This window comes from Rhizobium sp. WCS2018Hpa-16 (assembly GCF_031843705.1).
GTDB lineage: Bacteria > Pseudomonadota > Alphaproteobacteria > Rhizobiales > Rhizobiaceae > Agrobacterium > Agrobacterium tumefaciens_C.
In genome coordinates this window covers 546036-572777 of the sequence record NZ_JAVTIX010000001.1, presented here as the reverse complement: position 1 = coordinate 572777, position 26742 = coordinate 546036, and the positions used below count along the sequence as shown (strand labels likewise).

Genomic DNA, 26742 nt, shown 5'->3' with positions numbered 1-26742 from the left:
CACCGGAAGCGCAGAAATTGCCATTTGCAGCCCACCAGCGGCAATTATGGAATAGACGGTTACAGGTACGGGTACATCGGGAACCTGTCCGTCAGCGCGACGACCTTTTCACGAACGGCAGCTTCAACGGCTGCATTGCCTTCATCGGAATTGGCAGCCTTGAGGCCGTCAAGCGTCTCGACGATCAGATTGCCGATCTCGCGGAATTCCGCTTCCTTGAAGCCGCGTGTCGTACCAGCAGGCGTACCCAGACGGATGCCGGAGGTAACGAAAGGCTTTTCAGGGTCGAACGGAATGCCGTTCTTGTTGCAGGTGATGTAAGCGCGACCAAGAGCAGCTTCCGCACGCTTGCCGGTGGCGTTCTTCTTGCGAAGATCGACCAGCATCAGGTGGTTGTCGGTACCGCCGGAAACGACATCCAGACCACCTTCAATCAGCGTTTCAGCCAGCACCTTGGCGTTTTTCACGACCTGAGCAGCGTAATCCTTGAATTCAGGCTTCAAAGCTTCACCGAATGCAACAGCCTTGCCAGCGATGACATGCATCAACGGGCCGCCCTGCAAACCGGGGAATACGGCGGAGTTGAACTTCTTCGCCAGACCCTCGTCATTGGTCAGGATCATGCCGCCGCGTGGACCGCGAAGCGACTTATGCGTTGTCGTTGTGGCAACATGGCAATGCGGGAACGGCGAAGGATGCTGACCACCGGCGACCAGACCGGCAATATGCGCCATGTCGACCATCAGGTAAGCGCCGACTTCATCAGCGATGTCACGGAAGCGCTTCCAGTCCCAGACGCGGGAGTAAGCCGTGCCGCCAGCAACGATAAGCTTCGGCTTGGTTTCCCGTGCCTTGCGCTCCACGTCTTCCATATCGAGAAGGTTGTCGCCTTCACGAACGCCGTAGGACACGACGTTGAACCACTTGCCGGACATGTTGACAGGCGAACCATGCGTCAGGTGACCACCGGAATTCAGGTCCAGACCCATGAAGGTGTCACCCGGCTGAAGCAGCGCGAGAAACACGGCCTGGTTCATCTGCGAACCGGAGTTAGGCTGGACGTTGGCGAAGTTGACGCCAAAGAGCTTCTTGGCACGCTCGATGGCCAGTTCCTCGGCAATGTCAACAAACTGACATCCACCGTAGTAGCGCTTGCCAGGATAGCCCTCGGCGTACTTGTTGGTCATGATCGAGCCCTGCGCTTCAAGCACAGCGCGGGAAACGATGTTTTCCGAGGCGATCAGCTCGATCTCGTGGCGCTGACGACCGAGCTCCTTCTCGATCGCGCCAAAAATATCTGGATCGACGTCGGCGAGCGGACTGGAGAAGAAGGCATCTGTGTTCGTCATGATGAAAGCTCCTGAAACAGTAATGCGATGGCGTCTTAGCGCCCTGCCCTTCCAAGAGCAAGACAGCCTGCGAGATTTGCCCGTCAAACTGCGACTTTGTCAGAATAATTCAATCTTTCCGACGCCGCCGCCCTCCAAAAGATAAAGCCGCGCTCAAAGAAAACGCGGCTTTAGATGTCATCAGCACAATGGATCAGTTGCGAGGAATAAGGTCGTCCTCGATCGAACCAGATGGCTGCTCCATGGTGTTGGTCGTGTTCAGTGCCAGTTCGGCATTGCCGTCCTTGCTGTAGATGTCGTCGCGGAACTGCACGACGCCGTCACGTGTAGACCACGCCGTGATGTAAACGAAGTACACGGGAATTTCCTGCGCCAGCTTGATCGGCGTATTGACGCGGCTGGCAATGACCCGCTCGATTTCCTGTCGCGACCAGCCCGGCGTATCGCGCAGCATCCAGGATGTGAGGTCGCGAACATTCTGCACGCGCACACAGCCAGACGATTCAAAGCGCATCAGCTTGTTGAACAGGCCCTGCTGCGGCGTGTCGTGCATGTATTCGTTGTTCGGATTGTGGAAGTTGATCTTGGTCGAAGACATGGCGTTGTTCTTGCCCGGATCCTGACGGAACATCAGGTTCGGAGCCTTCGGCGCATTCCAGTCGATTGTCGTTGGAGACACTTCCTGCCCCTTGCCATCCAGAAGGCGGATGTTGTTCCGCTCCAGATAGGTCGGGTCCTTCCGCATCAGCGGCACGATATCCTTTTCGATAATCGAGCGAGGCGCAGTCCAGTAAGGGTTGAGAATGATCTCGTAAATCTTGGAATTGATGATGTGCGTGGGACGCGTATCGCGACCAACAACAGCAGTGTTGCGCAACACGACGCGGTTGTTTTCAACGGCTTCGATGGAGGCTGCCGGAATGTTGACCATGATATGGCGCGGACCAAGATCGCCCGACATCGTGTTGATGCGAACAAGGTTGGTCTGAAGCTGTGCGAGGCGAATCTGGGCCGAAACATTCAGCGCCTTCAGCGTATACTCACCGATCACACCATCGGCAGGAAGGCCGTGACGTGCCTGGAAACGCTTTAGCGCACCATCCACATAGGAATCGAACGAGCTGGAAATACCGGCTTCACGCGGCAGGTCGCCTGAGATCATCAAACGCTGACGCAGTGCCTGAACAGAAGGATCACTGACGCCGATCTGCAGCTTCTGCTGGCTTGCAGGAACCTCTGGCCAACCGCCATTCGAAACGATCTGCTGATACTGCAGCATGGCCTGCTGCACATAGGCTGGTGATTCCGGGCTGAGAACAGGTGTGTTGGATGCAACACCGGCAGTAGAGCGCGATGAGTTTGCATCAAACTGGTCGTCCCAGTTACCACGACGCGACGATCCGATGAGATCGTTGAACGCATCCTGCGCGAATGCGGGCGCGGCAAGAGCCACAGCACCGAGAGAAACGGCAGAGCGCAGCATGGCGCGCCGGGATAATACTTCAGAGACGATTTTCTTTGTCATTTCACCTACCAGCCACTTCATCAGGCATCTTTTACAACGCCTAAAACAACATCGTTAACAAACACGTATAGCGTGCCTGCCGGCAGGATGAACTCGATGCGAAACTTTTGGATGACGCATGACGCGAACACGGGAGACACCGCCGGCTCCTAGCATGTGGCGGTCCCATACCAATATGGCCAATTCGTGTCACCTAAAGCGCACTCACGAAGCTGTGTCAGCCTGTGATTTTGCAACGGGGACACGTAATAATGCAACAAGCCGGACGCGAGACGCGTCCGGCTTTGCTTGAAGGCTGTTTTATGGCCAGCGATTACAGGCGGTAAGCAATCGAGTCGTTCCAGAAACGGTCCAGACGCTGAAGCATCTTGTTCATTTCGGCGAACTCGCCGGTGCCGATGCCGCCGACTTTTTCGATGGAGCCGATGTGGCGCTCGTAGAGGCCTGCAACGGTTTCTGCGATGGCCTGGCCCTTCTCGGTCAGGCTGATGCGAACCGAGCGGCGATCGATGCGGGAACGCTGGTGGTTGATGAAGCCGAGGTCTACCAGCTTCTTGACGTTGTAGGATACGTTGGAGCCGAGGTAGTAGCCACGCGAACGAAGCTCGCCGGCGGTCAGTTCGGATGTGCCGATGTTGAAAAGCAGGAGCGCCTGAACTGCGTTGACATCATCGCGACCCTGACGGTCGAACTCGTCCTTGATGACATCGAGCAGGCGGCGGTGGAGGCGCTCAACCAGGTGGAGCGATTCCATGTAAAGAGAGCGGATGGTTTCGTCCTGTGTGTCGGAAACTGCGGCCTGTGGCTTTGCTTTGCTATTGATCATGACTGCCTCACTGTTTTGTTTGGCGGTGTTTGTTTGTTTCCCGCCTTGAGAGGAAATCTAAGCAATGCGCATAAAATTCTACTTAAAATGCAGGATTAACGAAACGTTACTTGCATGATCGGCATTTGGTGCGACCCGGCAGCTGTCCAAATAAGACACAATCGTCCCTATATATTTCAATAGGTTAGGTCGAATTTTCGGGGGAAATCAGGGCTGAATTGCTTTAATTTTATGGTAAATCAATTCTTGAGCGCTCGTCATTTTGGCGCGCATCCAGCCAAAAAGCGACCTGGAATAGTATATAAACCGTTGACACGATGCCGTGCATGACGGGCACTATGCTGTTGTTTCCGTAAATATCCGGCCAGACCTTATACATGGCAATCTGGGTGCCCGCACCGATGACCCACATGACCGCCCCCCAAGACGCGCCAAGCCAAAGCCCGAGCGCTGCGACAGGAAAAACGACGGCAAGGCTGGTACCGGCAACACGCCATGGCATGTTGAGCATATCGAAGCGCGCAAGCCCGCTTAGGGAGTAGCCCGTCAACATGGCCCAATATTGCAGGCCGAACCAGAAACACGAAAGCGCCACCAGCCTCAGAAAGGTGATGTAGAGAATTTCGGCAAGCGACATCTTGGGATGCGGTAGAGAATCAGGTTCCATGCTGTCAGGATAGTGGCCTGTGGCGGGCGCGACCAGCAGATATTGATCTGCGGGAATTCGCCTGCCAAAACCCCGCAACGATCTGCCGCATTCGCATGTCGTTTTCCCTGTGTTATGTGCAGGGTATATTTGGAAAGGCAGATATACATGACCGACAAGACCCATCTCGTGGACCACATCACCGGCCACCGCCGCATGCGCAGAAACCGCAAGGCAGACTGGACCCGCCGACTGGTGCGCGAAAACATGCTGACGGTGGATGATTTCATCTGGCCTGTGTTCATCGTGCCGGGCACCAATATTCTAGAGCCAATCCCGTCCATGCCGGGCGTCAATCGCATGAGTGTGGACAGAGCGGTGGAAGCAATCAAGGAAGCTGCGGATCTCGGCATTCCCGCCATCACCACCTTCCCAAATATCGAGATGGGTTTGCGCGATGAAACTGGCTCTCAGGTTCTGGAAGCCAACAACCTGATCAACGTGGCAACGCAGGCGATCAAGAAAGCGGTCCCCAACATCGGCATCATCACCGATGTGGCGCTCGATCCTTTCACAAGCCACGGCCATGACGGCATTCTGCGCGAGGGTGAGATCATAAACGACGAGACCGTGGATCAGGTCGTCAAAGCCGCGATCATGCAGGCGGATGCGGGTTCTGACATCATCTCTCCATCCGAAATGATGGATGGTCGCATCGGCGCTATCAGGCGCGGGCTGGATGCGAGCGGCCACCAGAATGTGGGCATCATGTCCTACGCCACGAAGTTCTCTTCCGGCTATTACGGCCCATACCGGGATGCGATTTCCACCAGCGGCCTGCTGAAGGGTGACAAGAACAGCTATTATATCAGCCCCGCCAATGGCACCGAGGCGGTGCGCGATGCCGCGCTGGATGTGGAGGAAGGGGCCGATATGCTGATGGTCAAGCCCGGCCTGCCCTATCTCGATATCTGCTGGCGCCTGAAAGAAGCATTCGGCCTTCCTACCTTCGCCTATCAGGTATCTGGCGAATACACCCAGATCAAAGCTGCCGCCATGAATGGCTGGATCGACGGCGACCGCGTGATGATGGAAACGCTGCTGTGCTTCAAACGGGCTGGCTGCGACGGTATTCTGACCTATTTCGCGATCGAGGCCGCCAAAAAACTCGCGAGGGGATGACAAGGGGCGATTGGCTCATCATTGCATTATGCGGTTTCAACACCATATAATTTTCCGAACAGGAGACACCGTCGATGAGCCTCGACCCGAACACAACATACGTTCCCACCGATGACTGGCGCACCTATAGCGGCGTGCTGAGCCGTCGCGTCTTCGCCTTCATCATTGACTATATGATTGTGCTGCTACTCTGCATCCCTGCAGCGGTCATCATCTTCTTTCTCGGCGTTCTCACACTTGGCCTCGGCTTCGTGCTGTTCCCTGCCATGTTCTTCATCGTCGCCATCCTGTATTTCGGCATGACGCTCGGCAGTTCAGCACAGGCAACGCCGGGCATGCGTGCAGCGGGCATCGCCATGGCACGGGTCGATGGCAGACGAATCGATTTTCTGTTGTCGACCGTACACATCGCCCTGTTCTGGATTCTCAACTCGGTTCTGACGCCGCTGATTCTGCTGGCTGGCCTGTTTACCGAACGCTCGCGTTTGCTTCATGACTTTCTGCTGGGTACGGTTATCGTCAGAACAACCTGAACTCAGGGGAAAGCCGCGTGGGTTGTGTCAAAATGATGTGCAACCCACATCTGCCAGTTGACGTTTCGGAGCTTTTTGCCATTCTAATGCAAGAGGCTTGGCTGGCGAAGGGAGCGATCAGGGTTCGATGAACACGCAGGCGACGCCTTCACCACAATTCTATCTCACAGCTCCGGCTACCTGTCCCTATCTGCCCGGCCAGTTGGAGCGCAAGGTCTTCACGCATCTGGTCGGCCCTCGCGCGCCGGAAATGAATGATCTGCTGACGCAGGGCGGCTTTCGCCGATCGCAAAACATTGCTTACCGTCCGGCTTGCGAGACCTGTCGCGCCTGCGTTTCCGTTCGCATTCTGGTGGATGGCTTTGCGGCTACAAAGTCCATGCGCCGGGTTTTGAGCCACAACAGCGATCTTGTCTCGACCGTCCACCAGGCGGAACCCTCCACCGAGCAATTTTCCCTTTTCCGCCAATATATTGACCATCGCCATCAGTCTGGCGGCATGTCCGATATGTCGGCTCTTGATTACGCTGTCATGGTGGAAGATTCGCACGTTAACACCCGCGTTATCGAATACCGCAAGCGCGAACCGGGTGCGGGTATCGATGACAGCAAACGCGGTGAGCTGGTCGCTGTCGCGCTGACCGACACGATGAGTGACGGCCTGTCCATGGTCTATTCATTCTTCAACCCGGATTATGAGAAGCGCTCCCTTGGCACGTTTCTCATTCTTGATCATGTAGCCCGCACGCAAAAGCTGGGCCTGCCCCATGTCTATCTCGGCTACTGGGTGAACGGCTCTGAAAAAATGGGCTATAAGATCCGCTACCACCCGCAAGAACATCTGACCCCGCGTGGCTGGGAGCTTTATGCGCCGGACGACAGTTCGGGCACGACATGATGACCACAAGCAGGAAATAGCGTGCCGATACGATTTAAGACCATTCTTTCCGCCGGCGCGCTGATCGCCCTTATGGCTTCAGGCGCGAATGCCCAGACAGGCTGGAGCCCAAGCGAACAGATCAAGACCTATCCCATCACCGGCCAGACCGGCTTTGAACTCTACCAGTCCATTGGTGAGCGCGGCCCGCAGATAGGTGTTCAAGCTGTGGCGCACACCACCTTCAAGCTGACGTGGAGACGAGACTACCGCCCTCAGCCGGATGGCGCCTGCGTGCTGGCAACAGCGCGGCCCAATCTCACCATCATCTACACATGGCCCAAGGCACCTGCGAACCTGCCCTCACCCGTCGCTGCCAGCTGGCAGCGCTTCATATCCGGCGTGGAAACACATGAGCGTGTGCATGGCACGCATATTCTGGATATGGTCAAAAAAATCGAGGCCTTCAGCGTGGGCCTTCGCGCTGAAAATGACCCGAAATGCCAGAAGGTGCGCGAGGTGCTGCAAAAGCGTCTCGGTGAACTGTCCAACGAGCAACGCCAGCGTGGCCGAGATTTTGACCGTGACGAGCTTTCAAATGGCGGTGCCGTGCATCAACTCATTCTCACGCTGGTCAACGGCCCCTGAACGGCGCAGACTATTCCGCGGCCTCGCCCTTCAGCACCGGCTCTGACAGAATCACCATCTCAAGCTCATAGGAATAGCCTTCCAGCATCGTGTAGGCCTGCTCTATGACCTCGATCTGGGTCTCGGCATTCTTGATAGCATCGGCAATGGACTGGCTGCGCGCACGCAGCATGGAGCCCAGAACATCCGTTTCCGGCTTGCGGCCGAGACGGTCCATATGCTTGCGCACCCGGGTGCGGTGGCGCTCCAGTTCCAGAATGTGAAAACGGCTTTTGAGAATATCGTCCGTCAACTTACGGCGCATGGCGGCAACGGGGTCGAAGCTGCCGGGTTCACGCTCATCCAGAATGAATTCATTGACCAGCGTTTCCAGCATCAGCAGACCCTTGAGATCCTTGGCATCAGCCAGTTGCGGATCATATCCGGTATCATCGAAGACTCGGCGTCGCACGGGATCCTTCAAAAGGTCATAGGCCAATTGCAGCTTGGCAAACTGTTCGGCGTCGCCACCGCTGTCGGGATGGGCGCTCTTGGCCACTTTGCGATAGGCAGCTTTGATCGCCGCATCATCCGCATTGCGCTCAACACCCAGCAAAACATAAGGATCGATCACCGAAACACCTGTACCCGCATTCACAAAAATCGGCCTGACCCGCAACGAACGGGTGAGATCGTAAACAGATCATACGAAATTTTCTCTGCCCTAGGCACCCCTTTGTTGCGGTTTTGAACGCAAAACGACTTATCGGTCCGCGCACCCGCAGCAATGCTGCCATCGCCCTCAATTTTGTTCACTGCATGGCAATGGAAAAAACGCAGCCGACAAACATGTGGATTGCCTGTCGGCATGGACGGTCCCGGCACAGGCAAAACACGGCTAAATAGGAGCGTTAACCACTGGTTTTAAAGGATTCTGGCGTATTCTAAAAACGTGCTGTAGTCTCGTTCATAACTCTGGCGAAAGGCACCACCATGTCGGAAACAATCACTCAGACAATCACAGACTATGTGCAAGCAGTGACTGATGCCAATGCGAGCCTCCTGCGTGAAGTCTTTGACCCACGTGCCTCAATCGTCGGAAATTACGAAGGCGCCACGGATTGGCTTTCGCTTGAAGATTTCATCCACCAGATCCACCCGGCTGACGCGAGCGCGGCAGAGAACGCGCCGAACTTCCAGATCCACGGCATAGACCAGAACGGCGACACCGCCTCCGTCAAACTCACCACCCGCCTGGCGGGCGTAGAATTCGGCGAATATCTGTCCCTCCTCCAGCGCGACAGAAACTGGACCATCATCCACCGCCTCTATTACCTCCAAGGCTAACCAGACGCCCCAAATCACCCTCCAACAACTTTTTCCGCATCAAATTCATTTTTCCACTTTACACGACCAGAGAATCTGATAATTCCACCCGCACTGGAATGCCCTTGTAGCTCAGTTGGTAGAGCACCTGATTTGTAATCAGGGGGTCACGAGTTCGAACCTTGTCGGGGGCACCAGTATTTTCAAGCACTTAAGTGCTTATCTCCCCAAAACTTTTTCTCTGTATGTGTCAAACCACAATGGCTGGTTTGTAGGTGCCGTCACTGACTATCGGCAATCCGACGCGACATTGTTTGCAACATGCAATACGCTCTGGCACGTTGCTGCCTTGAGCATGGAGGTTGCAAATGGATAAGTTTCTTCAAGTGGTCGGCTGGGTTGGTATAGGCATTGTTACCTTGATCCTGCTTGCAGTCATGGTGAAAGCTGGCCCAAGCCAATATGCGTTGCTCGCGTTGTTAGGGTCAATGACGTGGGCCTTACCCGCTGTCGTCGGATTTTTCATAATCGCGGCATTCGGGAACATGCTTTCGCAGTTAAAGGCGATTCGTGCAGCTACGGAGCGTCAGACTGATATGCTCCAAAAGATCATCGCCGTGAGGAAGGGGGATTTTTGAAATGAGCATCTATCTCAATATCGCGGGCTTAGTGGCTAATATCGCTGGCGTAGCAATCGTCTTCTTTTTCGCGTTTCCTCAGCCAAACTTCAGCGGCGGCGGCGGAATTGTAGTTGGGGATGATCATCGCTACCCTGACAGCGAGACACTAGGTGAAAAGAAGGTCAAAGCAGAAAAACGTAGGCAAGCTTTTTCGTTTCGGGCAAAATCGGCCTTTTCCTAATGCTTCTTGGCTTCATCCTGCAGTTGATCGCTTCAGTCGCAACTACTCCGGCCTAGGCTGGGATACCCGCACTTTCAGCTCTTGTGCACCATTTCAAGAACACCAATTCAACGAGACTAAGAATGACTTCGTTGGCTGCTCTGGCGAGGAGTATAGTCAGATGGGGTCCGCATCTTCGCTGTACAGCCTAACATTGCTCCATCGCTTGTTCTCTCACCGCACCTTTCACCCCAAATCCAGCGTCATCACCACTGGGCAATGGTCTGAGGCTTTTGGTCTGTCCCAGCCTGTGCGTGGGTAGCGCTCTATGTCTTGGCCGGGCGGGAAGACGGTACGGTAGGGTTGACCGGCGCGCACGATCTCCGGGATGCTTGCGGCATTGCGTTCGGCAAGGTGGGGTGACAGCCAGATATAGTCGAGTTGGCAGAGATGCTGCTCTTGCGGGCCACGGGAGTGGTACAGCGTCCAGCGGTCCATCGCATCGCGCCGCGTCATGGGGTTTACCGCAAAATCATCATGGGTGAAAATGTCGAGCGCACTGCGCTCCTCACTGACAGGCGCGAAGGTATAGCCCGTGCGGCGGCTTCCGGAGATGACGACGCGCTCCTGGTAGTCGTTCATGTCACCGCATATGGCGAAGTTTCTGGCGTCCCGGGGCTGATCCTTGAAGCGGTTCTCCACGATGTGGCGAATGGCTCTCGTTTCGGCTTCGCGCACGGGCATGGTGCCGAGCCGGCCATCGCCAGCTTCGCGGGCGTTGCTCATGGATTTCAGGTGGCAGACATAGAGGCTGAACGGCTTGCCGCCTATCCGCAGATCAAGTTCCAGGCAATCCCGCTTGAAGATCTTGTCATCGATACGGTTGGTCAGCGACAGAGATTGATTGAACAGGTCAAGCTCGCGATAGGTCAGCGCAGCGTGGCTCTTGATGTCGACAAGCTCGATTTTTTCGCAGTCAAGCGTTTCCTCGCGCATAATGACTGCCACATCGATGCCGCGGCTATCATTGCCTTCAACGAGGTATTTCTGGCGGTACCCATTCCCCACCATGCGGTAGAGATAACCATATTCGAAGGCCTGAAGGGCGGCCATGTTGTCGACTTCCTGCAGGCAGAGAATATCGGCATCCGCGTCCGCGATGGCCAGTGCCGAGAGTTGGCGCGTATCATCTGTGGAAGCGAGCATCCTTGCGCTTTCCAGCGCCTGATAGGCGACCTCGTCCCGAACATCGAAAAGCTGCATGGCGCGGTCGCGCCGCGTCTGGTTGCGAAAGCCGCTATAATCAAAACGGGTGAGAAGGTTTTCGATGTTGAAGGTGGCAAGCCGCAGCGACATACGTCATTCCCTGTTGGCCCCCACCATATCCACAATCGATCAGACTTGCCAAGGCAGGCTTCACAGCCGCCAGGCAGAGCGGATGCTGACCGGATACAGGGAGCCAACGGCGGCGGGTTCGCGGGAGTAGGCGCGCAGCACCTGCCCGTCCGGCAGGGTCAGCCGCAGGGCGTAACGCTCGCCCTCGTAAAGAACATTCGTGACCCTGCACGCAATGCCCTCCCCATCCTGCAAGACATCCTGCGGGCGGACTAGAATATCATCAGCCGGTGATTGAGCTAATTTATCCGTCAGAAGAGGTCGCAACGCCGCCCAGTCGAGAGTGCGGGCCGCACCTTCCACTTTGGGAACCGAGAGGATGGCACCCTGCCCCACCAGCCCACCCACAAGCCTGCCTTCGGGCCGGGCGTAGAGCTCTGCGGGCGCGGCCATTTGCAAAAGCTTGCCCTCGGACATGACAGCGACATCGGTCGCCAGCGCCATGGCTTCGGCCTGATCATGCGTGACGTAGACCATCGTCGCGCCGGATGTGGCATGAAACTCGCGGAAGGTTTCCTCCATTTCCTGCCGCAGATGCCGGTCCAGATTGGCAAGCGGCTCATCCAGCAGCACAACATCCGGCTCTGTCACGAGGCAGCGGGCCAGCGCCACGCGCTGCCGTTGCCCGCCGGAGAGTTCTGATGGACGCCTTTCCGCATAGGCCTCCAGCCGAACGGTGGCCAGCGCATGCGCGACCTTCTGCCGATAGCGTTCGCCCGAAATGCCTCGGACCTTGAGAGGATAGCCAGCGTTTTCCGCCACCGTCATGTGCGGCCAGAGTGCGTAAGACTGAAATACCATGGCCATGTTGCGCCGCTCTGGCGGCACCATGCTGCCAGCATCAGCCAAGACCCGATCACCCAGCAATATGGCACCGTCGGTCGGCTGCTCGAACCCGGCAATCATGCGCAGCACTGTCGTCTTGCCGCAGCCGGAAGGGCCAAGCAGTGCCAGAAACCCGCCATCGCGCACGGTTATCGAGACATCGTTTACAGCCTGTTTGCCTGAACCGAATGACTTGGAAAGACGGTTGAGTATCAGTTTCGCCAAGGCACAACTCCCTTCGGCAGTTTTCGCCCGAGGATTTCCAGCAGCAGCATGAGAACAATCACCATCGCCACCACCAGAACTGATAGTGCCGAGGCCAGATCGAAACTGCCGCTGTCATCGAGATTGTAGATGACGACGCCCAGCGTCTGGGTACCTGCGGACCACAACAGCGCAGAAACGGTGAGCTCGTTGCAGGCGATGAGAAAGACGAGGATGACTGACGCGCCGGCGGCAGGCCCGACCAGCGGCAGAATGATATCGAACATCCGCCGCCAGAACCCCGCACCGGCCAGTCTTGCTGCCTCCTCTAGCGCAGGATCGAACTGCGTGAAGGCCGACACCATAGGCTTCAGACTGACAGCGAAGAAGGATGAGAAATAGGCCAGCAGGATGATCCACAACGTGCCGTACAGAGTGACGCCCAGCAGCGGAATGGGGGCGGCAAACAGCAGCACATAGGAAACGGAAATAACGACGCCCGGCAGCGCATAGGGAATATCGACCAGCGCCGAAAGCAGGAACATGAAGCGGCTTTTGCCCCGCACCAGAAAATAGGCCGTCAACACAGTCACCGCCAGGAGACATAAGGATGTCGCGGTGGCCAAAAACAGAGAGTTAGCAAAGGCCGTGCGCGTCACCGCCTGTCGTAGCAGAATCTCTTCATAGGCGTGCAGCGTCGCGGTTTTGAAGGTCAGCGGCACGCCGTAAGCAGGCGCAAGCGAACTGACGATGAGCGCCGTCAGCGGCGCAACCAGCATGAAGAAAATGCCGAGCCAAAGCGCAAATTCGGCAGCCAAGCGAAAGCCGCCAAGCCGGAAGGTGGCAGCCTTGCCGGAAAGCCCGATGATGCGGTAGTCGCGCCCCTTCATAGCCCGCTCCTGAATAGCAAGGCCGATGACGGAGATGATGGCAATCATGCCGGATAGCATGGCGATATCGCCGAATGTGCTGGTGCCGAAGCTGGAAAAGCGGCTGTAGATCAGCGTCGGCAGCGTATAGATCGAAGCGGGAATGCCGAGAATGGCCGGAATGCCAAAATTGCCGACACCCGATACGAACGAGATCGCGGCCCCCGCTATCAGCCCCGGCATGGCGAGCGGCAGGATGATGTCTTTCAGCACTTGCCAGGAGGTCGCGCCGGAAAGCTTGGCCGCCTCTATGCCATCCTGCGGTAGCGCCAGCAGGCCAGAGCGCAGCGAAAGATAAACCAGCGGCGCGTGCTGCACACCCAGCAGCAGAGCAATGCCACCCATGGAATAGAGGGGCTGAGGCGAGCCGAGTGGCGGGGCAAGGCCGATGGCTTTCAACAATGTGCTGGAAGGCCCTGTCATGCCAATCCATGCCAGCGCAGTCACCTGCGGCGGTATCATCATCGGCAGCATGAACAGAAAGCTGAGGGCAGATTTGCCCCGGATATCGCATAATGTCAGCGCCAGAGCGAAGGCGCCGCCAATGACAAGCGAAATGACCATGCCAAAAAACGATGTGGACAGCGTGTTCAACGCTGCCTGCCACAGAGCCGGATCACTCAGCAGCGGCCACATATCACCCTTCAGGGATGATAGTATGCCCGTATAGGCAAGCCGTCCCAGCGGCAGTGCGCTGAGGAGGAAAACCACTGTGATGACAAAGGGAAACAGCCAGCGCGGCTGGCTGTTCTGTGAGATTGATGACAAGCGTCCCACTCCATTTCGACGTTATCCCCGGGTCGGCCCCGGGAATAAAATGACGTCGATGTACTCCTATCAGCCCTTTGAATCGAAGATGTCAGAGAAGGACTTCAGGTCCTTTTCGGAGTTTTTCAAAGCTTCAGGCGCATTGATCGGCAGAACCTTGATCTTGTCGCGCGCTGGGAAGCCTTCTGGCAGGGCCACATCGTTGCGGGCTGGAATGTAGCCCAGCTTGACAAAACCCTCCTGGCCCTTGGCAGAGAGAACGTAATCCACGAACTTCTTGGCCGCATCAGCATGCTTGGTGTGCGCCAAAATGCCGACAGGCTCGGTCACAGCTGAAACGCCTTCTTCCGGGAATACGAATGCCACCGGCGCGCCCTTGGCCTTCTCGCGGATCGGCATGTAATCGACAACCACGCCATAGGCCTTCTCACCAGAAGCAACGGACTTCAACACCGCGCCGTTGCCGCCAGCGGCAATCGCGCCATTGGCCTTCAGCGCCGTGTAATAATCCCAGCCGAGCGTGCTCACACCGGCAAGCGTTTGCGCGTGAATGAGGGCCGCACCTGAGGTCAGCGGGCTTGGCATGGTCACAAGTCCCTTGGCTTCCGGCTTTTCCAGATCTTTCCAGCTGGTCGGCTTCATGGCGGCTTGCGTGTTGTACATGATGCCGGTGGTGATCAGCTTTGTGGAGTAATAATAACCTTCCGCATCATAAAGCGCCGCATCGTAATGGGCAGCTTCCGGCGATTTGTAGGCCAGCAGCTGCTTGTTCTGCTTCATGCGCTCCAGCGTCACCGTATCGGCAATCAACAGAACGTCTGCTGCTGCATTGCCCGCCTCGATCTCGGCCATCAGCTTGGCCATGATCTTCGGCGTTCCATCGCGGACCCATTCGATATCGATGCCGGGATTGGCGGCCTTGAAGCCATCGACCGTGGCCTGCGCATCTTCATTCGGCTGGCTGATATAAAGCACCAGATCAGCAGCCTGCGCGCTGCCCACCAGAATACCCAGCGAAACGATGGCAGTGAAAGTGGAGAGGAGCGTTTTCATGAATGCGGTTCCTGTTGATAGCTGGCACCGCTAAAACACATATCCATAACACGTATGTGACAGACAAGTTTTAGCGGCGACGCTGACAGGTCGTCATTTCAGGAAATAGCCCAAGGACTTCACCGTCACAACGTGACAGTGCCCTCGATCAATGTCGTCACGGCACCGCCGATCCAGATATCATCGCCAATCTTATCGACACTCACGCGCCCTGCCCGGCCAAGCGCCGTGCCCTGGCTTGCGACATAGCTGTTGGCCGCGATACCGCTGCCGATAAGCCATTGCGCAATGCCCGCATTCAGGCTGCCCGTAACAGGGTCTTCATAGCCATCGGTAAAGGCACGCACTTCAAAGTCGGCGTCGATTTCACCGCCGCATGGCGCGACGACACCCACATGGAAACCCTCGTAAAGCGCGCTGTAATCCGGCTTTATATCAAGCACATCCTGACGACTGCGCAGCAGCAGAGAAAGCCAGCCGGGACCATTATCCGTCCAGTTCGCGCCGACGATGGTCTCGGGCGACAATGCGAGCGCCGCCCTCACCTTCTCCAGTGTTTCAGCATCCACCGGGCCGGATTTGCGCAAGGGTGGCGCGGCGAATGATAGCTTGCCATGATCAATCCGAACGCGAACGAGACCCGCCTCACATTGCTGCACCACCTCCTGCACACCGGCTTTGTTGTTGTGGCGCAGCCAGACATGGCACGTGCCAAGCGTAGGGTGGCCGGCAAAAGGCAACTCCTTGTTCGGGGTGAAGATGCGCACGCGATAATCCGCGCCGGGCGCGGTCGGCTTCAGAATGAATGTCGTTTCGCTGAGGTTGGTCCAGTTGGCAAAGGCCGCCATCTGCTCATCCGTCAGCCCATCCGCATCACATACAACGGCAAGCGGGTTGCCCTTCATCGGCTGCTCGGAAAAGACGTCTACCTGCTGAAATGCGTGCTGACTGGACATGGAAGAATCCTCTCGTTGGGATGGCGCAGAACAAAGTTATTCGTCACCCTCGGGCTTGTCCCGAGGGTCTGATCTTGTTTGATGTTGGGGTGCGTTAGACCCTCGGGACAAGCCCGAGGATGACGTAAAAAGGACCGCTTAAACCAGCGGCATCGTCGCGGAAGAGGTCGCGTCCGCGCTTGCAATCAGGCGGCCAAGGCGCTTGATGCCTTCATCGATCATCTCCTCATTGGCGCAGGAGAAGCTGATGCGCAGCGTGTTGGAACCGGAGCCATCTGCAAAGAAGGCCTTGCCCGGCACGAAGGCCACGCGCTCTGTCGAAAGAGACTTGGCCAGAAGCTCCGCTCCATCAAGGCCTTCCGGCAGCGTTACCCAGATGAACATGCCGCCTTCTGGCCGAACCCAGCGGGTGGATTTGGGCATATACTTCTCCAGCGCCACCAGCATCGCATCACGGCGCGCACTATAGGCTGCCTTGATCTTGGCGACTTGCTTGTCAAAACCACGCGAAGCCACATGTTCGACAGCCATCTGGTTGATGGTCGAGGAATGCAGATCAGCCGCCTGTTTCATCAGCACCAGCTTGCGGATGACAGGCATGGCTGCAACCACGAAACCAACGCGTAAGCCGGGCGCCAGCGTCTTGGAGAAGCTGCCGGAATAGATGGTGCGCGTCTGCTCGATGCCGCCGCTGCGGGCAATATCAAGCGCCAGAATTGGCGTGACCGGCTCACCATCAAAACGCAGGTTCTGATAGGCGCCGTCTTCGATAACGGCGATGTCCAGCTCGTCAGCCAGTTCCAGAACCCGGTTGCGGCCCGCCAGATCAACGGTCTCACCAGTTGGATTGGAGAAATCAGCCGAAAGATAGGCGAACTTCACGGCACCACCGGCCTTCGTCGCATTGTCGCGGTAGGTCTGCGGCGTGCGGTTGCCAGAAGGGTTCAGCTGGTCATAGGTCGGCTCATAGGCATTAAAGGCCGAGAGCGCGCCGAGATAGGTCGGCCACGTCACCAGTGCTGTATCATTGGGCGAAATGAACAGCTTGCCGAGATAATCCAGCGCCTGCTGCGAGCCGGACGTGATGAAAACGTTATCGACAGCGCATTCGATACCGATCTTGGCCATGTCCTGCACAATCCATTCGCGCAACGGCTTATAGCCTTCGCTGACGGAATATTGCAAAGCGGAGCTCACCTTCGGACCGGAAAAGATGTCTTCATAGGCCTGACGGAATTCCTCATCCGGAAACAGTGCAGGATCGGGAATGCCACCGGCAAACGAGATGATGTCGGGCTGCTCCAGAAGCTTCAGCAATTCGCGAATTTCGGATGCCTTCATGCGCGATGAGCGCGTGGCGAAAATCTGTTCCCAGTCAAGCATGGGTTCGTTTCCTCTTATGTGTTCTTCTGCGCATAGATGTATAGAAACATCGATAGGTCAGCAATGCTGACTTATCGTGTTTCGGTACGGTTTCACGATATTTCTGAGCATGCTCCCGGACGCAGCACAGGCATACATGCTTGCAAAAGAGTCTACAATCGACGCTGAGACGGATTGACGCCGAAGGCTTTTCCGGGTTCGAGTGCGCCAACTTGATTTGCCGCATGGAGGAGAAGAAATGCTCAAGAATATCGACCCGGCACTGAACGCTGATGTGCTGCACGCCCTGCGCGCCATGGGCCATGCAGACACGCTCGTCATTACGGACACCAACTTCCCGTCAGACAGCATCGCGCAGCACACCAATGTCGGTCAGGTCCTGCGGATGGAGAACATCTCCGCCGCCCGCGCCATGAAGGCCATTCTCTCCGTTTTCCCTCTGGACACCCCCATCCAGCCCTCAGTCGGGCGTATGGAAGTCATGGGCGCGCCCGACCAGATCGAGCCGGTTCAGGCCGAAGTGCAGGCGGAAATCGATGCTGCGGAAGGCCAGTCTGCGCCGATGTATGGCATCGAACGCTTCGCGTTTTATGAGCAGGCCAAGAACGCCTATTGCGTCATCACGACAGGCGAGACGCGGTTTTATGGCTGCTTCATTCTCACCAAGGGCGTCATTGCGCCGAAGGGCTGAGCCGGGCCAAACGCGGCCCGCAGCGTGCGGGTGTTGCTCATATCCGAGCGGCACCTTCAGTGTGTAATGGCCATGACAAGCCAGTCATAACGATCCAGATGCGCAAGCATTTTCTGCGCATCTTCAAAAGCGTTGTTTTCATTCAGTGTGTGCCACGCCTCCTCGGCCAGTTTGTGAGATTTTGCTGGTCGTCCTGAGGCCAGAATATCGAGCCGCTCCCGCAAAATGTCGGTCATGCCCGGCGGCGTCCAGCCCCCGGTGTGGGCAAAACCACCAGCAACCGCCGTGGAAGTTCCTCGCACATATCTTTGCAGGACTGTCTCGATCGGCCATCCATAGATAAGGGCTCTGACCTCATCTTCCGACCAGCCAAGCGCGGGCAAATGCCGCGCAAGCAGCGCATGGTTCGTATCATGGCTAGCGCTGAGGGATGGGAGAGGCTCTAAATCCGGTGCCAGCATAACGAGAGCCGCAAGACCTGGACTGATGAAAGCAGGCTCCAACCACGATGGCACAGCGCCATCCGGCCCAAGGTAAAATGCGGTGTGAATGTCCTCCCGCTGTGCCAGCGCGGCATATCTTGCCTTCGCCACATCCACAAACGCACCTCTGCCGCCGGTCGCCCATTCCCGCATGAGATTTTGTAGATCCCGCTCGAAAGCAGGCGTTACAGCACAGCGAAAAGCATGATGAAGTACTGCCATTCCCAATTCCCCCTTAAAAATCGCCATCGGCTTGTAATAGCCGGCAGCGACGTATGTTCCGCTCACATTTCCGAGATTTCTCAGCGGAAGTCTATTGTGCGGTGCAGTTTTCAAGCGTTCCGTTGATCACAGTGACCTTCGAACCGGCGGTTGTTGCAAGGCTCTGGAAGCCCGACGCCGCAACACGGCTGGCGGCAGCGTTGGTCGTTGCATCCGTGATCTGGCTTCTTGCTATGCTCCAATGACCGGGAGGATCGTTGTCGAATGTAATGACCCAGGAGAACGGCTTCGGCTTGTCAGCTTCACTGGCATTGACTGGGATATCGGCATTCCCAACATTGGCCGCGTCACCCGGCTTTGGGGGATCACCATCAGGCAGATCCACCTTCACGAAGCATTGAGCAAGAGGCAATCCGTCGCGAGCGGCGGCGTCGTTGTCATAATGAAAGAAAGATAATGTGGGTGGGGTGCCACTCACACCAAAATTGTCTTTCGTCCAGACGACCACGCCGGTTGCAGCATTGGCCGTCACGCTCCGGTAGACCGGATAGGCGTGGGCAGGACTGAATGCGCCGAGCGCCAATGCGACGACGCCGATGGACAATAAACGGTTACGAAGACTTCTTTTCATGGGAGTTTCCTTTTTCCATGGAGAGACGACCGCTCCTCACACCATGCGAAGAGCGTTGACCGGCGGCGGTTGCCGACGGATCCGGGTGGTGCGAGCGGTTTCCCGCCAGCTCAAGGGTTGAAAGATCGGAAGGAGGGCTTCGTCAGGCGTCCGTTATGGCGTCATGCCAATGGCGGGCGCAAAGCCACGAAGGAGCCGGAATAAGGATGTGTACGCGCATGGCCTCCTAAGACCCGTTCTTCGTAGAAAAGGTACCATTGACATTGTATGTGACGGTGACGCGGGTATAGCCGGTGGTAAAATCACATTGCCCGGCATTGGTTGTGTCATAGGCAACGACATCTCCGTCGGCCTTGTAGCCGGTCTTCACGTAAAATATCGGCTCGGGTGTGCAGGTCATCGTCGCGTTTGGTGACGGTGCGATGCAGCTCGAAAGCAGAATGGAGCCATCACCATTGATCGTTGCGAGGCCGCAATAAATCTGCGGATCAGGTGTCGGAGTGTAGGGAGGCACAATCACCGCGAAGGCACCGGCGGTTATTCCGGGCTGATTGACCGGGGCGGACATGCCAAACGGACTGATACTCAGCGTCGTGCAATCCAGCGCAGTTGTCGATTCAGAAGCAAGCTCGATCGCGCGCACAACATTGGTACTTGCAACCCGCTCCTGCATCCGTGCCCGTGCAGATCGCGAAGGCGGAACCGCAGGGGCTGTACTGATGGCACCCGCATAAATTTGCGTACCCATATCGAAGTTGATTGAAGCGCCCGTGGCGTCATAGTTTCCGACGGCCTGACAACCCAAGCTGCCACTCAGTATGGAACTGGCAGCCACAGCCGGATGAAATGTTGCCTGCTGCTGAAAGACATAGAAATATTGCACCGTTGACGACATATTTCGTACGACGATCGTGTAAGAGCTGGTGCTCATCGCGGTTCAACCACTCTGTTTATAGCCTCGCCTGCCCGCCACCGGTAAAGGTGGCGGGCGGTCGTTGTGAGCTCAAAACATCAATGACGATGCTGCGTCCTTCATTCACCTTGCGACGTGAAGACTACTGAAGCTGGGTGGTCCAAGTACCGTTGGCATTCAAGGTAACGTTGCATATGGTATAGCCACCAGTAAAATCGGCCGTTGCTGATTGCGTGCTGGACTGGCTGAATTCCATGACAGAACCCTGCGTGTAAGTACCTGTCTGCACAAAGTATCTGAGGATGGGCAAGCAGTCCGTGTTGCTCAGTGGGTTCGCCTGCACGAAGTTGGACAGGACGATGCTACCATTGACATTCACGGCCGAGCCGACATTGTAGTATGGCGGCGCGGTGAAGCTTGGCGTTGTGACGCGAAATGCGCCCGGCTGAACACCTGGGCTGTAGGTTGGCTGGCTGAGACCGATCGGCGAGACCGTTGCAACCGTTGAGTCGTTGGGCATTGATGAGCTTCCGGCAACTGGAGCAAGATCGATGGCGCGCGATGCCGAGGTGTATCCGGACGATGCGCCGACGACAGGGGTCGAATAGGCTTCCTGGATACCGGCATAGTACTGCATATTGACCATAAATGTCAGTTCAGAGCCCGTAGCGTCATAGTTGCCAAGCATCTGCGAGTACAGGCTATTGGAGTAGATTGTTCCACCGCCGACATAAACAGCCGGCTGCTGAAAGAAGAAGAAGCTCTGCGTCTGCGGCTGCAGGTTTTTTACGTTGATGGTCAGAAGAGTAGACATAAATAACAATCCTTGCGTGTTAAGAGTGAACTCAGGGGGCTGCCTGACTGGCCTGTTGATGTTCAGTTTGTGCCAGTCCACCTCAGCGTCCCTGCGCTCAACTATCTCGATATTCGATGCTTAAATCAACCTTGAGTTGTTACCCTGAGCATGAAACTTCGCGTGAAATTACGCTCAGCGTTCTCCGTGTTCCAGAGAAATGGCTTCGAGCAGCGCGAGAAGGCGTGACTGGAAAATTTTCGACCGGCCGCGCAAAAGCAGAATTCCCTGAAGCTCAGTCGCAGAAATAGACTTGTCGCTGTGCCAGTCCATCGTCCCTCTACCCAGCAGTAGCCAATCGAGGGACACATCCAGCACCTCGGCAAGGGAGCAGACACTTTCCAGTGAAGCATGGCCCCCATTCTGCCAACGGGATACCGCCGCAACGGACACCTTGAGTTCTGCCGCCAAGGCGTGGATCTTGCGGACCTTATTTTGTGAAATGGCTTCGCGTATACGCTTGCCGCGTGCAGGATCGTGAGCCATCACCGCACCTCTTGCATGAGCCATAAGCGGCTGGATGTCACCCCGACAGCGCATCGACTGGAAGCCGGTCGGCCTTCGCGACTGACGCCGGAAACACTCGGCAAGGCAATAGTTGGTTTAGGCTGAGAGATAGAAAAATGCCGCTGCGAGATTTTTGCACAAACACTCAAGACGCAACCTCAGATATTATTTTACGATATAACCATCCATTAGTTGCGCCCCCGAAAAATAAAAGCTCGAAAAGAAAGTTATACACACTTAGGTTGCGTCAGGTTGCATAAGCAGTCAAAATCAACGCCTGCCATTGCCAAAAAAAAAGCCGGGGCTTTCGCCCCGGCCTTCTTTCATTCAGTCTTGAACTGACGCTTAGTTGACAGCCTTGTCGACCAGCTTGTTCTTGCCGATCCATGGCATCATGCCGCGCAGCTTGGCGCCGACTTCTTCGATCTGGTGAGTGTCGTTCATGCGGCGGATGCCCTTGAAGCGCGAGCCACCGGCGCGGTATTCCTGCATCCAGTCCGATGTAAACTTGCCGGTCTGAATGTCGGTCAGAACGCGCTTCATTTCAGCCTTTGTTTCGGCAGTGATGATGCGAGGACCGGTAACGTATTCGCCCCACTCGGCTGTGTTGGAGATCGAGTAGTTCATGTTGGCGATGCCGCCTTCGTAGATCAGGTCTACGATCAGCTTCACTTCGTGCAGGCACTCGAAATAGGCCATTTCAGGCGCGTAGCCAGCTTCGGTCAGGGTTTCGAAACCAGCGCGGATCAGTTCAACGAGGCCGCCGCACAGAACGACCTGTTCGCCGAAGAGGTCTGTTTCGCACTCTTCGCGGAAGTTGGTTTCGATGATACCGGAGCGACCGCCGCCAACGCCGCAAGCGTAGGAAAGCGCAACTTCAAGGGCGTTGCCCGAAGCATTCTGGTGAACGGCAACGAGGCAAGGAACGCCGCCGCCCTTCTGGTATTCGCCGCGAACCGTGTGGCCAGGGCCCTTGGGTGCGATCATGACGACGTCGAGCGAAGCCTTAGGCTCGATAAGGCCGAAGTGAACGTTAAGGCCGTGCGCAAATGCAATCGCTGCGCCGTCACGAATGTTGTCGGCAATCTCAGCCTTGTAGATGTCGGCCTGAAGTTCGTCAGGCGTTGCCATCATCAAAAGGTCTGCCCACTTGGCAGCTTCAGCAACGGTCATGACCTTGAAGCCATCGGCTTCGGCCTTCTTGATGGTTGGCGAACCGGCCTTCAGCGCGATGACGACGCCGGTCGCGCCGCTGTCCTTCAGGTTCAGCGCGTGGGCGCGGCCCTGCGAACCATAACCGACGATGGCGACATTCTTCGCCTTGATGAGATTGAGATCGGCATCACGATCGTAATAGACGCGCATTTCGGTAGTCCTTCCTTGAAATATGTGACGTTGTTTAGACCGGAACTCAGGCGGCCTTTCCGCCGGTTTCCGAATGTACCTTCTCCGTGCCGTAAAGCGTTAGAAAGGCCGATACGGCCTTGCGCGCCCGGGCGGAGAAATCCTTGGCCTGCTGCGCTTCCCCGAGAAGCATGCGCACATGCAGATCGGAGACGATCAGGCCGTAAAAACTGCGATAAGCATCTTCGAGATCATCGAAGCGAAGATAACCGGAACGGCGTCCAGCTTCGATGAGGCCGCGTGCTCGCTTGTCGATCTGGCGACGACCACGCTCCAGCAAAAGGTTACCGAGCTTGGAGCCATCGCGGCTGGCCTGGCCGATGGCAAGACGGTTCAACGCGAGCGAAACATCGCCCGCCAGAACGTCCAGCAGATCATGGGCGAAAACCTCGAGATGCTCCGTCAATTGCTGCGCAGAAACGCGGTCGCCAGCCTTCTCGAAGGTGCGAACCTTGCTCTGCTGAAAGGTGATCATCGCGGCCAGTAGGCCGTCGCGATCACCAAACCATTTGTAGAGGCTTTCCTTGGAACAGTTGGCAGCGCGCGCGAGACCAGACGTCGTCAGCGCTTTTTCTCCGCCCTCGACCAGAAGACGCAAAGCCTGCTCCAGAACAGCGTTCTGACGTGGCGAAAACTCCTGCGCGGTGATCGGATCGGTCCCCACCTTATCCACTCCATTTGCTCAATATGTACCGTACCGTACGGTTCGAGTGGTTTTAAGCGGAGCGTCGTTAAGGGTCAAGCATTTTTTTGAACGGAGAAGACGAATTGACGCGTCGCAATGTGAGCATCATCGAATGAACGCGTTTTTCTTGATGAGATATTCAAGCCAGCAATCAGGCCTGATCTTCAAATCGCTTTCGCGCAGCCACAACAGCATTGTGATTCTCAAGCGCCCAATTGATGACCTCCGACAAAGGCCGATACAGTGAGCGGCCCAGCGGGGTCATACTGTATTCCACGCTGGGCAGCTTGGTGGGGAAAACCTCGCGGTGAATGTATCCATCGCGCTGAAGGTCGCGCAATGTCTGCGTCAACATGCGCTGGGAAATATCCGGCACCATGCGGCGAAGCTCTCCGAAGCGATAGGGGCGCTCAGCAAGAGCCTGCAACAGCAGCGTCGACCACTTACCACCAATGTGACTTAGAAGGTCACGCACCGGGCAATTGTCAAAATCCAGATTGGCGAAGTCCGGCAGGGGCGCGGAGGCCGTGGGTTTCAGTCTGGAAATTGTCGCACTCATGCTGGTTCTCTTTTGGTAACGTAGGGCTTAAAAAATGCCTTCTTTACACAAAGCGGTCAATTCCTATTTTAGACTTACTCTCTTTTTGAGACCATCAATCCGCACCACCGTCAAATTGTAAAAAAGGAATATCATATGAGCAAAATTCTTGTGACCGGCGCATCTGGCCAGCTCGGCCAGGCCGTTATACGCCACCTCTTGGAAACCTATGGCGTTAAGGCATCCGACGTGGTTGCTGCAAGCCGAGACACATCCAAGCTTTCTGCGCTGGCAGCAAAGGGCGTGGAAACCCGCACAGACGATTTTGATGACGCAGCTTCCCTCGACGCAGCCTTTGCAGGTATCGATACAGCGCTGCTTATTTCCACAGATGCTCTTGCCGTTCCCGGTCAGCGCCTGACGCAGCACAAGGCGGCCGTGGCAGCTGCGACAAAGTCTGGCATCAAGCACATTGCCTACACATCCATGCAGAAGCCGGACACATCGCTGGTCACCTTCGCGCCGGATCATCTGGGAACGGAAGAAGCCATCAAGGCAAGTGGCGTGCCTTACACCATCCTGCGCAACGCATGGTACCATGACAACTACCTGCACGGCATGCCGCACAATGTTGAGGCCGGTCAGTGGTTTACTGCAATGGCTGACGGCAAGGTTCCGAACATTTCCCGCGACGACTGCGCCCGCGCGGCGGCAGCGGTTCTGGCCAAAGGCAAGGCTGAAAACAAGACCTACGACATCACCGGCCCGCAATCACTCAACGCCGACCAGATTGCCGAGACGATCTCGAAGGTCACCGGCAAACCGCTGGCCGTCATCAAGGTTTCACCAGCCGATTTGCAAAAGGGCATAGAAGGCGCAGGCCTTCCTTCCTTCGTTGCACAGATGCTCGCATCAGCCGATGCCAACATTGCTGCTGGTAACTTTGATATCGTCACAGATGATTACGAAACGCTCACGGGGCAAAAGCCACAGACGCTTGAAGCATTTTTCACAGCGCACAGGGCTGCATTGCTGTCAGCCTGAGATTTGCGATAGCGGCTCTGGAAATGGGCCATCATCGGGCATGTTTGCTACCTACATTAGTCACACGCAACGTCATCCTCGGGCCTGTCCCGAGGATCTAACGCACCCCAACAGCAAACGTGGTTAGACCCTCGGGACAAGCCCGAGGGTGACGGCGGGAAAGGTTTCAACCAAAATCGAAGTCAGTCATCATCGGCTCGAATAGATTGGCGAACCCGCTAATCACCCCTCGTCCTTCAGGGTCTCTTTCTGCGTAATCAACCGCGCACTGTGCTGTCCGCTGAGATAGATCCACAGCCAGCTCCACGCCACGGCCAGACGCGAACGGGTGCCGATGAGGAAGTAGATATGGGCAAGACCCCATATCCACCAAGCCACCACGCCGGTCAGCTTGATCTTACCGAAATCCGCCACAGCCGCGCTCTTGCCGATGGTGGCGAGGTTGCCCTGATGGCGGTAGCGAAACACAGGTTGCTCCGCCTTGCCCGCAAGCCGCGCCTTGATAACCTCGGCCACATAGGCGCCCTGTTGCTTTGCGGCGGGCGCGACGCCCGGAACCGGCTTGCCATTATCCTGCATGACGGACGCCGTATCTCCGATGACGAAAATATCCGGGTCGCTGGCGATGTTCAGATGCGGACCAACCTCCGCACGCCCTGCCCTGTCGGCGTCCGAACCAAGCCATTTGGCAGCCGGTGAGGCCTGCACACCTGCGGCCCAGATCATGGTGCGGGCGGGCGTAAACACGTCGCCGATCGTCACACCGTCTTCGGTGCAAGCCGAAACAGGCGTGCCGAGCAGAACCTCCACGCCAAGCCGTTCCAGCGCGCGCTTGGTGTAGGCCGAAAGGTCTTCGGTAAAGGCAGGGAGAACCCGCGGCCCCGCCTCAACCAGCAAAACCCGCGTCTTGCGGGTATCCACATTGCGAAACTCTGGTGGCAAGACCCTGTGGGCAAGCTCTGCGATCATGCCCGCCATCTCGACGCCGGTTGGGCCGGCGCCAATCACGACAAAGGTCAGATGGGCCTGTATCTCTTCAGCGGTCTTCGCCAACTCGGCGCGTTCAAAGGCCAGCAACAGGCGGCGGCGGATGGTCGTGGCATCCTCCAGCGTTTTCAGACCGGGGGCATGCTTTTCCCAGGCGTCATTGCCGAAATAGGCATGGCGGGCACCGGTGGCCAGAACCAGCGTATCGAAGGGCACGGCCTCACCCGATTTCAAAAGCACGGTGCGGCTTTCACGATCAATGCCGCCAACTTCTGCCAGCAGCGTGGTGACCTCGGCCCGGTCGCGATACAGACGCCTGATGGGCCAGGCGATTTCAGATGTCGCAAGCGCCGTGGTCGCAACCTGGTAGAGCAGCGGCTGAAACAGATGGTGGTTGCGACGGTCGATCAGGGTGATGCGAACCGGGGCACCTTTAAGCCCGTGAACGACTTGCAGGCCGCCAAAACCACCTCCGACAACGACCACGTGATGATTTTGCATGATATCCGCCTTCCAAAACAAACAAGCCGTGCAAACGGTG

The 26742-nt window shown here is 56.6% G+C and carries 29 protein-coding genes and 1 tRNA gene; 10 read left to right on the top strand and 20 right to left on the bottom strand.

The genetic code is table 11. The features are described from left to right. Positions 1 to 59: 59 nt before the first annotated feature. From glyA to RQI55_RS02735, 4 genes are all read right to left on the bottom strand, one after another. Complete coding sequence (gene glyA, locus RQI55_RS02750) at positions 60 to 1349, bottom strand: serine hydroxymethyltransferase (RefSeq protein ID WP_243255645.1); 1290 nt, start codon at positions 1347 to 1349, stop codon at positions 60 to 62. Between the two features lie 193 nt (positions 1350 to 1542). Next, complete coding sequence (locus RQI55_RS02745) at positions 1543 to 2874, bottom strand: murein L,D-transpeptidase (protein WP_243255644.1); 1332 nt, start codon at positions 2872 to 2874, stop codon at positions 1543 to 1545. Between the two features lie 313 nt (positions 2875 to 3187). Continuing rightward, positions 3188 to 3697: a transcriptional regulator LdtR gene (gene ldtR / locus RQI55_RS02740; protein ID WP_192064461.1), complete on the bottom strand. Its 510-nt coding sequence runs from the start codon at positions 3695 to 3697 to the stop codon at positions 3188 to 3190. A gap of 232 nt (positions 3698 to 3929) precedes the next feature. Beyond that, positions 3930 to 4367, bottom strand: a complete 438-nt coding sequence (locus tag RQI55_RS02735) for a DUF6163 family protein (protein WP_243255642.1) — start codon at positions 4365 to 4367, stop codon at positions 3930 to 3932. Between the two features lie 147 nt (positions 4368 to 4514). Between RQI55_RS02735 and hemB the strand changes: the two genes are divergently transcribed. The 4 genes from hemB to RQI55_RS02715 all read left to right on the top strand — a co-directional run bounded on the left by hemB (position 4515) and on the right by RQI55_RS02715 (position 7586). Beyond that, a complete protein-coding gene (hemB, locus tag RQI55_RS02730; protein WP_243255640.1) occupies positions 4515 to 5528 on the top strand; it encodes a porphobilinogen synthase in 1014 nt (337 codons plus the stop codon). 74 nt (positions 5529 to 5602) lie between these two features. After that, entirely contained in the window at positions 5603 to 6061 is a 459-nt protein-coding gene (locus RQI55_RS02725) for an RDD family protein (RefSeq protein ID WP_042616030.1), read from the top strand. Positions 6062 to 6188: 127 nt separating this feature from the next. Next, positions 6189 to 6959, top strand: coding sequence for an arginyltransferase (locus RQI55_RS02720; RefSeq protein ID WP_243255639.1), 771 nt, complete (start codon positions 6189 to 6191; stop codon positions 6957 to 6959). A 72-nt stretch (positions 6960 to 7031) separates the two neighbouring features. Further along, positions 7032 to 7586 (top strand): DUF922 domain-containing Zn-dependent protease, encoded by a 555-nt coding sequence (locus RQI55_RS02715; protein ID WP_243256942.1) that lies wholly within the window; start codon positions 7032 to 7034, stop codon positions 7584 to 7586. Between the two features lie 10 nt (positions 7587 to 7596). On the opposite strand, the gene RQI55_RS02710 is transcribed toward RQI55_RS02715, so the two are convergent. After that, positions 7597 to 8199 (bottom strand): J domain-containing protein, encoded by a 603-nt coding sequence (locus RQI55_RS02710; RefSeq protein WP_243255638.1) that lies wholly within the window; start codon positions 8197 to 8199, stop codon positions 7597 to 7599. A gap of 359 nt (positions 8200 to 8558) precedes the next feature. On the opposite strand from RQI55_RS02710, the gene RQI55_RS02705 reads away from it, so the two are divergent. From RQI55_RS02705 to RQI55_RS02690, 4 genes are all read left to right on the top strand, one after another. After that, a complete protein-coding gene (locus RQI55_RS02705) occupies positions 8559 to 8912 on the top strand; it encodes a nuclear transport factor 2 family protein (protein ID WP_243255637.1) in 354 nt (117 codons plus the stop codon). A 100-nt stretch (positions 8913 to 9012) separates the two neighbouring features. After that, a tRNA-Thr gene (locus RQI55_RS02700) sits at positions 9013 to 9088 on the top strand. Between the two features lie 171 nt (positions 9089 to 9259). Beyond that, positions 9260 to 9529: a hypothetical protein gene (locus RQI55_RS02695; protein WP_243255598.1), complete on the top strand. Its 270-nt coding sequence runs from the start codon at positions 9260 to 9262 to the stop codon at positions 9527 to 9529. A 1-nt stretch (position 9530) separates the two neighbouring features. Continuing rightward, a complete protein-coding gene (locus RQI55_RS02690; RefSeq protein ID WP_311272245.1) occupies positions 9531 to 9752 on the top strand; it encodes a hypothetical protein in 222 nt (73 codons plus the stop codon). A gap of 225 nt (positions 9753 to 9977) precedes the next feature. Here RQI55_RS02690 and RQI55_RS02685 read toward each other — a convergent pair whose 3' ends face one another. From RQI55_RS02685 to RQI55_RS02660, 6 genes are all read right to left on the bottom strand, one after another. Further along, positions 9978 to 11087: an endonuclease/exonuclease/phosphatase family protein gene (locus RQI55_RS02685; RefSeq protein WP_243255594.1), complete on the bottom strand. Its 1110-nt coding sequence runs from the start codon at positions 11085 to 11087 to the stop codon at positions 9978 to 9980. A gap of 60 nt (positions 11088 to 11147) precedes the next feature. After that, on the bottom strand, positions 11148 to 12176 hold the full coding sequence (locus tag RQI55_RS02680) for an ABC transporter ATP-binding protein (protein WP_311272246.1): 1029 nt from the start codon (positions 12174 to 12176) through the stop codon (positions 11148 to 11150). After that, on the bottom strand, positions 12164 to 13852 hold the full coding sequence (locus tag RQI55_RS02675) for an iron ABC transporter permease (protein ID WP_311272247.1): 1689 nt from the start codon (positions 13850 to 13852) through the stop codon (positions 12164 to 12166). Before RQI55_RS02675 ends, RQI55_RS02680 begins: the two co-directional genes overlap by 13 nt. A gap of 69 nt (positions 13853 to 13921) precedes the next feature. Next, positions 13922 to 14905 (bottom strand): ABC transporter substrate-binding protein, encoded by a 984-nt coding sequence (locus RQI55_RS02670; protein ID WP_311272248.1) that lies wholly within the window; start codon positions 14903 to 14905, stop codon positions 13922 to 13924. A gap of 125 nt (positions 14906 to 15030) precedes the next feature. Further along, positions 15031 to 15861, bottom strand: coding sequence for a PhzF family phenazine biosynthesis protein (locus RQI55_RS02665; RefSeq protein ID WP_311272249.1), 831 nt, complete (start codon positions 15859 to 15861; stop codon positions 15031 to 15033). A 138-nt stretch (positions 15862 to 15999) separates the two neighbouring features. Next, on the bottom strand, positions 16000 to 17244 hold the full coding sequence (locus tag RQI55_RS02660; RefSeq protein WP_311272250.1) for a PLP-dependent aminotransferase family protein: 1245 nt from the start codon (positions 17242 to 17244) through the stop codon (positions 16000 to 16002). A 238-nt stretch (positions 17245 to 17482) separates the two neighbouring features. Here RQI55_RS02660 and RQI55_RS02655 point away from each other — a divergent pair, with 238 nt between their 5' ends. Beyond that, on the top strand, positions 17483 to 17935 hold the full coding sequence (locus RQI55_RS02655) for an RbsD/FucU family protein (RefSeq protein WP_192064067.1): 453 nt from the start codon (positions 17483 to 17485) through the stop codon (positions 17933 to 17935). A 56-nt stretch (positions 17936 to 17991) separates the two neighbouring features. On the opposite strand, the gene RQI55_RS02650 is transcribed toward RQI55_RS02655, so the two are convergent. The 8 genes from RQI55_RS02650 to RQI55_RS02615 all read right to left on the bottom strand — a co-directional run bounded on the left by RQI55_RS02650 (position 17992) and on the right by RQI55_RS02615 (position 24191). After that, positions 17992 to 18639 carry a hypothetical protein gene (locus RQI55_RS02650; protein WP_311272251.1) on the bottom strand — a complete coding sequence of 216 codons (648 nt, stop codon included), beginning with the start codon at positions 18637 to 18639 and terminating at the stop codon, positions 17992 to 17994. Positions 18640 to 18730: 91 nt separating this feature from the next. Next, positions 18731 to 19270 (bottom strand): hypothetical protein, encoded by a 540-nt coding sequence (locus RQI55_RS02645; protein WP_311272252.1) that lies wholly within the window; start codon positions 19268 to 19270, stop codon positions 18731 to 18733. 226 nt (positions 19271 to 19496) lie between these two features. Continuing rightward, on the bottom strand, positions 19497 to 20201 hold the full coding sequence (locus RQI55_RS02640) for a hypothetical protein (protein ID WP_243255579.1): 705 nt from the start codon (positions 20199 to 20201) through the stop codon (positions 19497 to 19499). Positions 20202 to 20325: 124 nt separating this feature from the next. Then, entirely contained in the window at positions 20326 to 20997 is a 672-nt protein-coding gene (locus tag RQI55_RS02635) for a hypothetical protein (protein ID WP_243255577.1), read from the bottom strand. 174 nt (positions 20998 to 21171) lie between these two features. Then, entirely contained in the window at positions 21172 to 21522 is a 351-nt protein-coding gene (locus RQI55_RS02630; protein ID WP_243255576.1) for a helix-turn-helix domain-containing protein, read from the bottom strand. Between the two features lie 366 nt (positions 21523 to 21888). Further along, complete coding sequence (ilvC, locus tag RQI55_RS02625) at positions 21889 to 22908, bottom strand: ketol-acid reductoisomerase (protein WP_042616040.1); 1020 nt, start codon at positions 22906 to 22908, stop codon at positions 21889 to 21891. Positions 22909 to 22954: 46 nt separating this feature from the next. Continuing rightward, positions 22955 to 23611, bottom strand: coding sequence for a TetR/AcrR family transcriptional regulator (locus RQI55_RS02620; RefSeq protein WP_243255575.1), 657 nt, complete (start codon positions 23609 to 23611; stop codon positions 22955 to 22957). Positions 23612 to 23783: 172 nt separating this feature from the next. Beyond that, positions 23784 to 24191, bottom strand: a complete 408-nt coding sequence (locus RQI55_RS02615) for a helix-turn-helix domain-containing protein (RefSeq protein ID WP_311272253.1) — start codon at positions 24189 to 24191, stop codon at positions 23784 to 23786. A gap of 135 nt (positions 24192 to 24326) precedes the next feature. On the opposite strand from RQI55_RS02615, the gene RQI55_RS02610 reads away from it, so the two are divergent. Further along, positions 24327 to 25214, top strand: coding sequence for an SDR family oxidoreductase (locus RQI55_RS02610; protein WP_311272254.1), 888 nt, complete (start codon positions 24327 to 24329; stop codon positions 25212 to 25214). Between the two features lie 222 nt (positions 25215 to 25436). Here the strand turns inward: RQI55_RS02610 and RQI55_RS02605 are convergent, their stop codons facing one another. After that, on the bottom strand, positions 25437 to 26702 hold the full coding sequence (locus RQI55_RS02605) for an NAD(P)/FAD-dependent oxidoreductase (RefSeq protein ID WP_311272255.1): 1266 nt from the start codon (positions 26700 to 26702) through the stop codon (positions 25437 to 25439). Between the last annotated feature and the right edge of the window lie 40 nt (positions 26703 to 26742).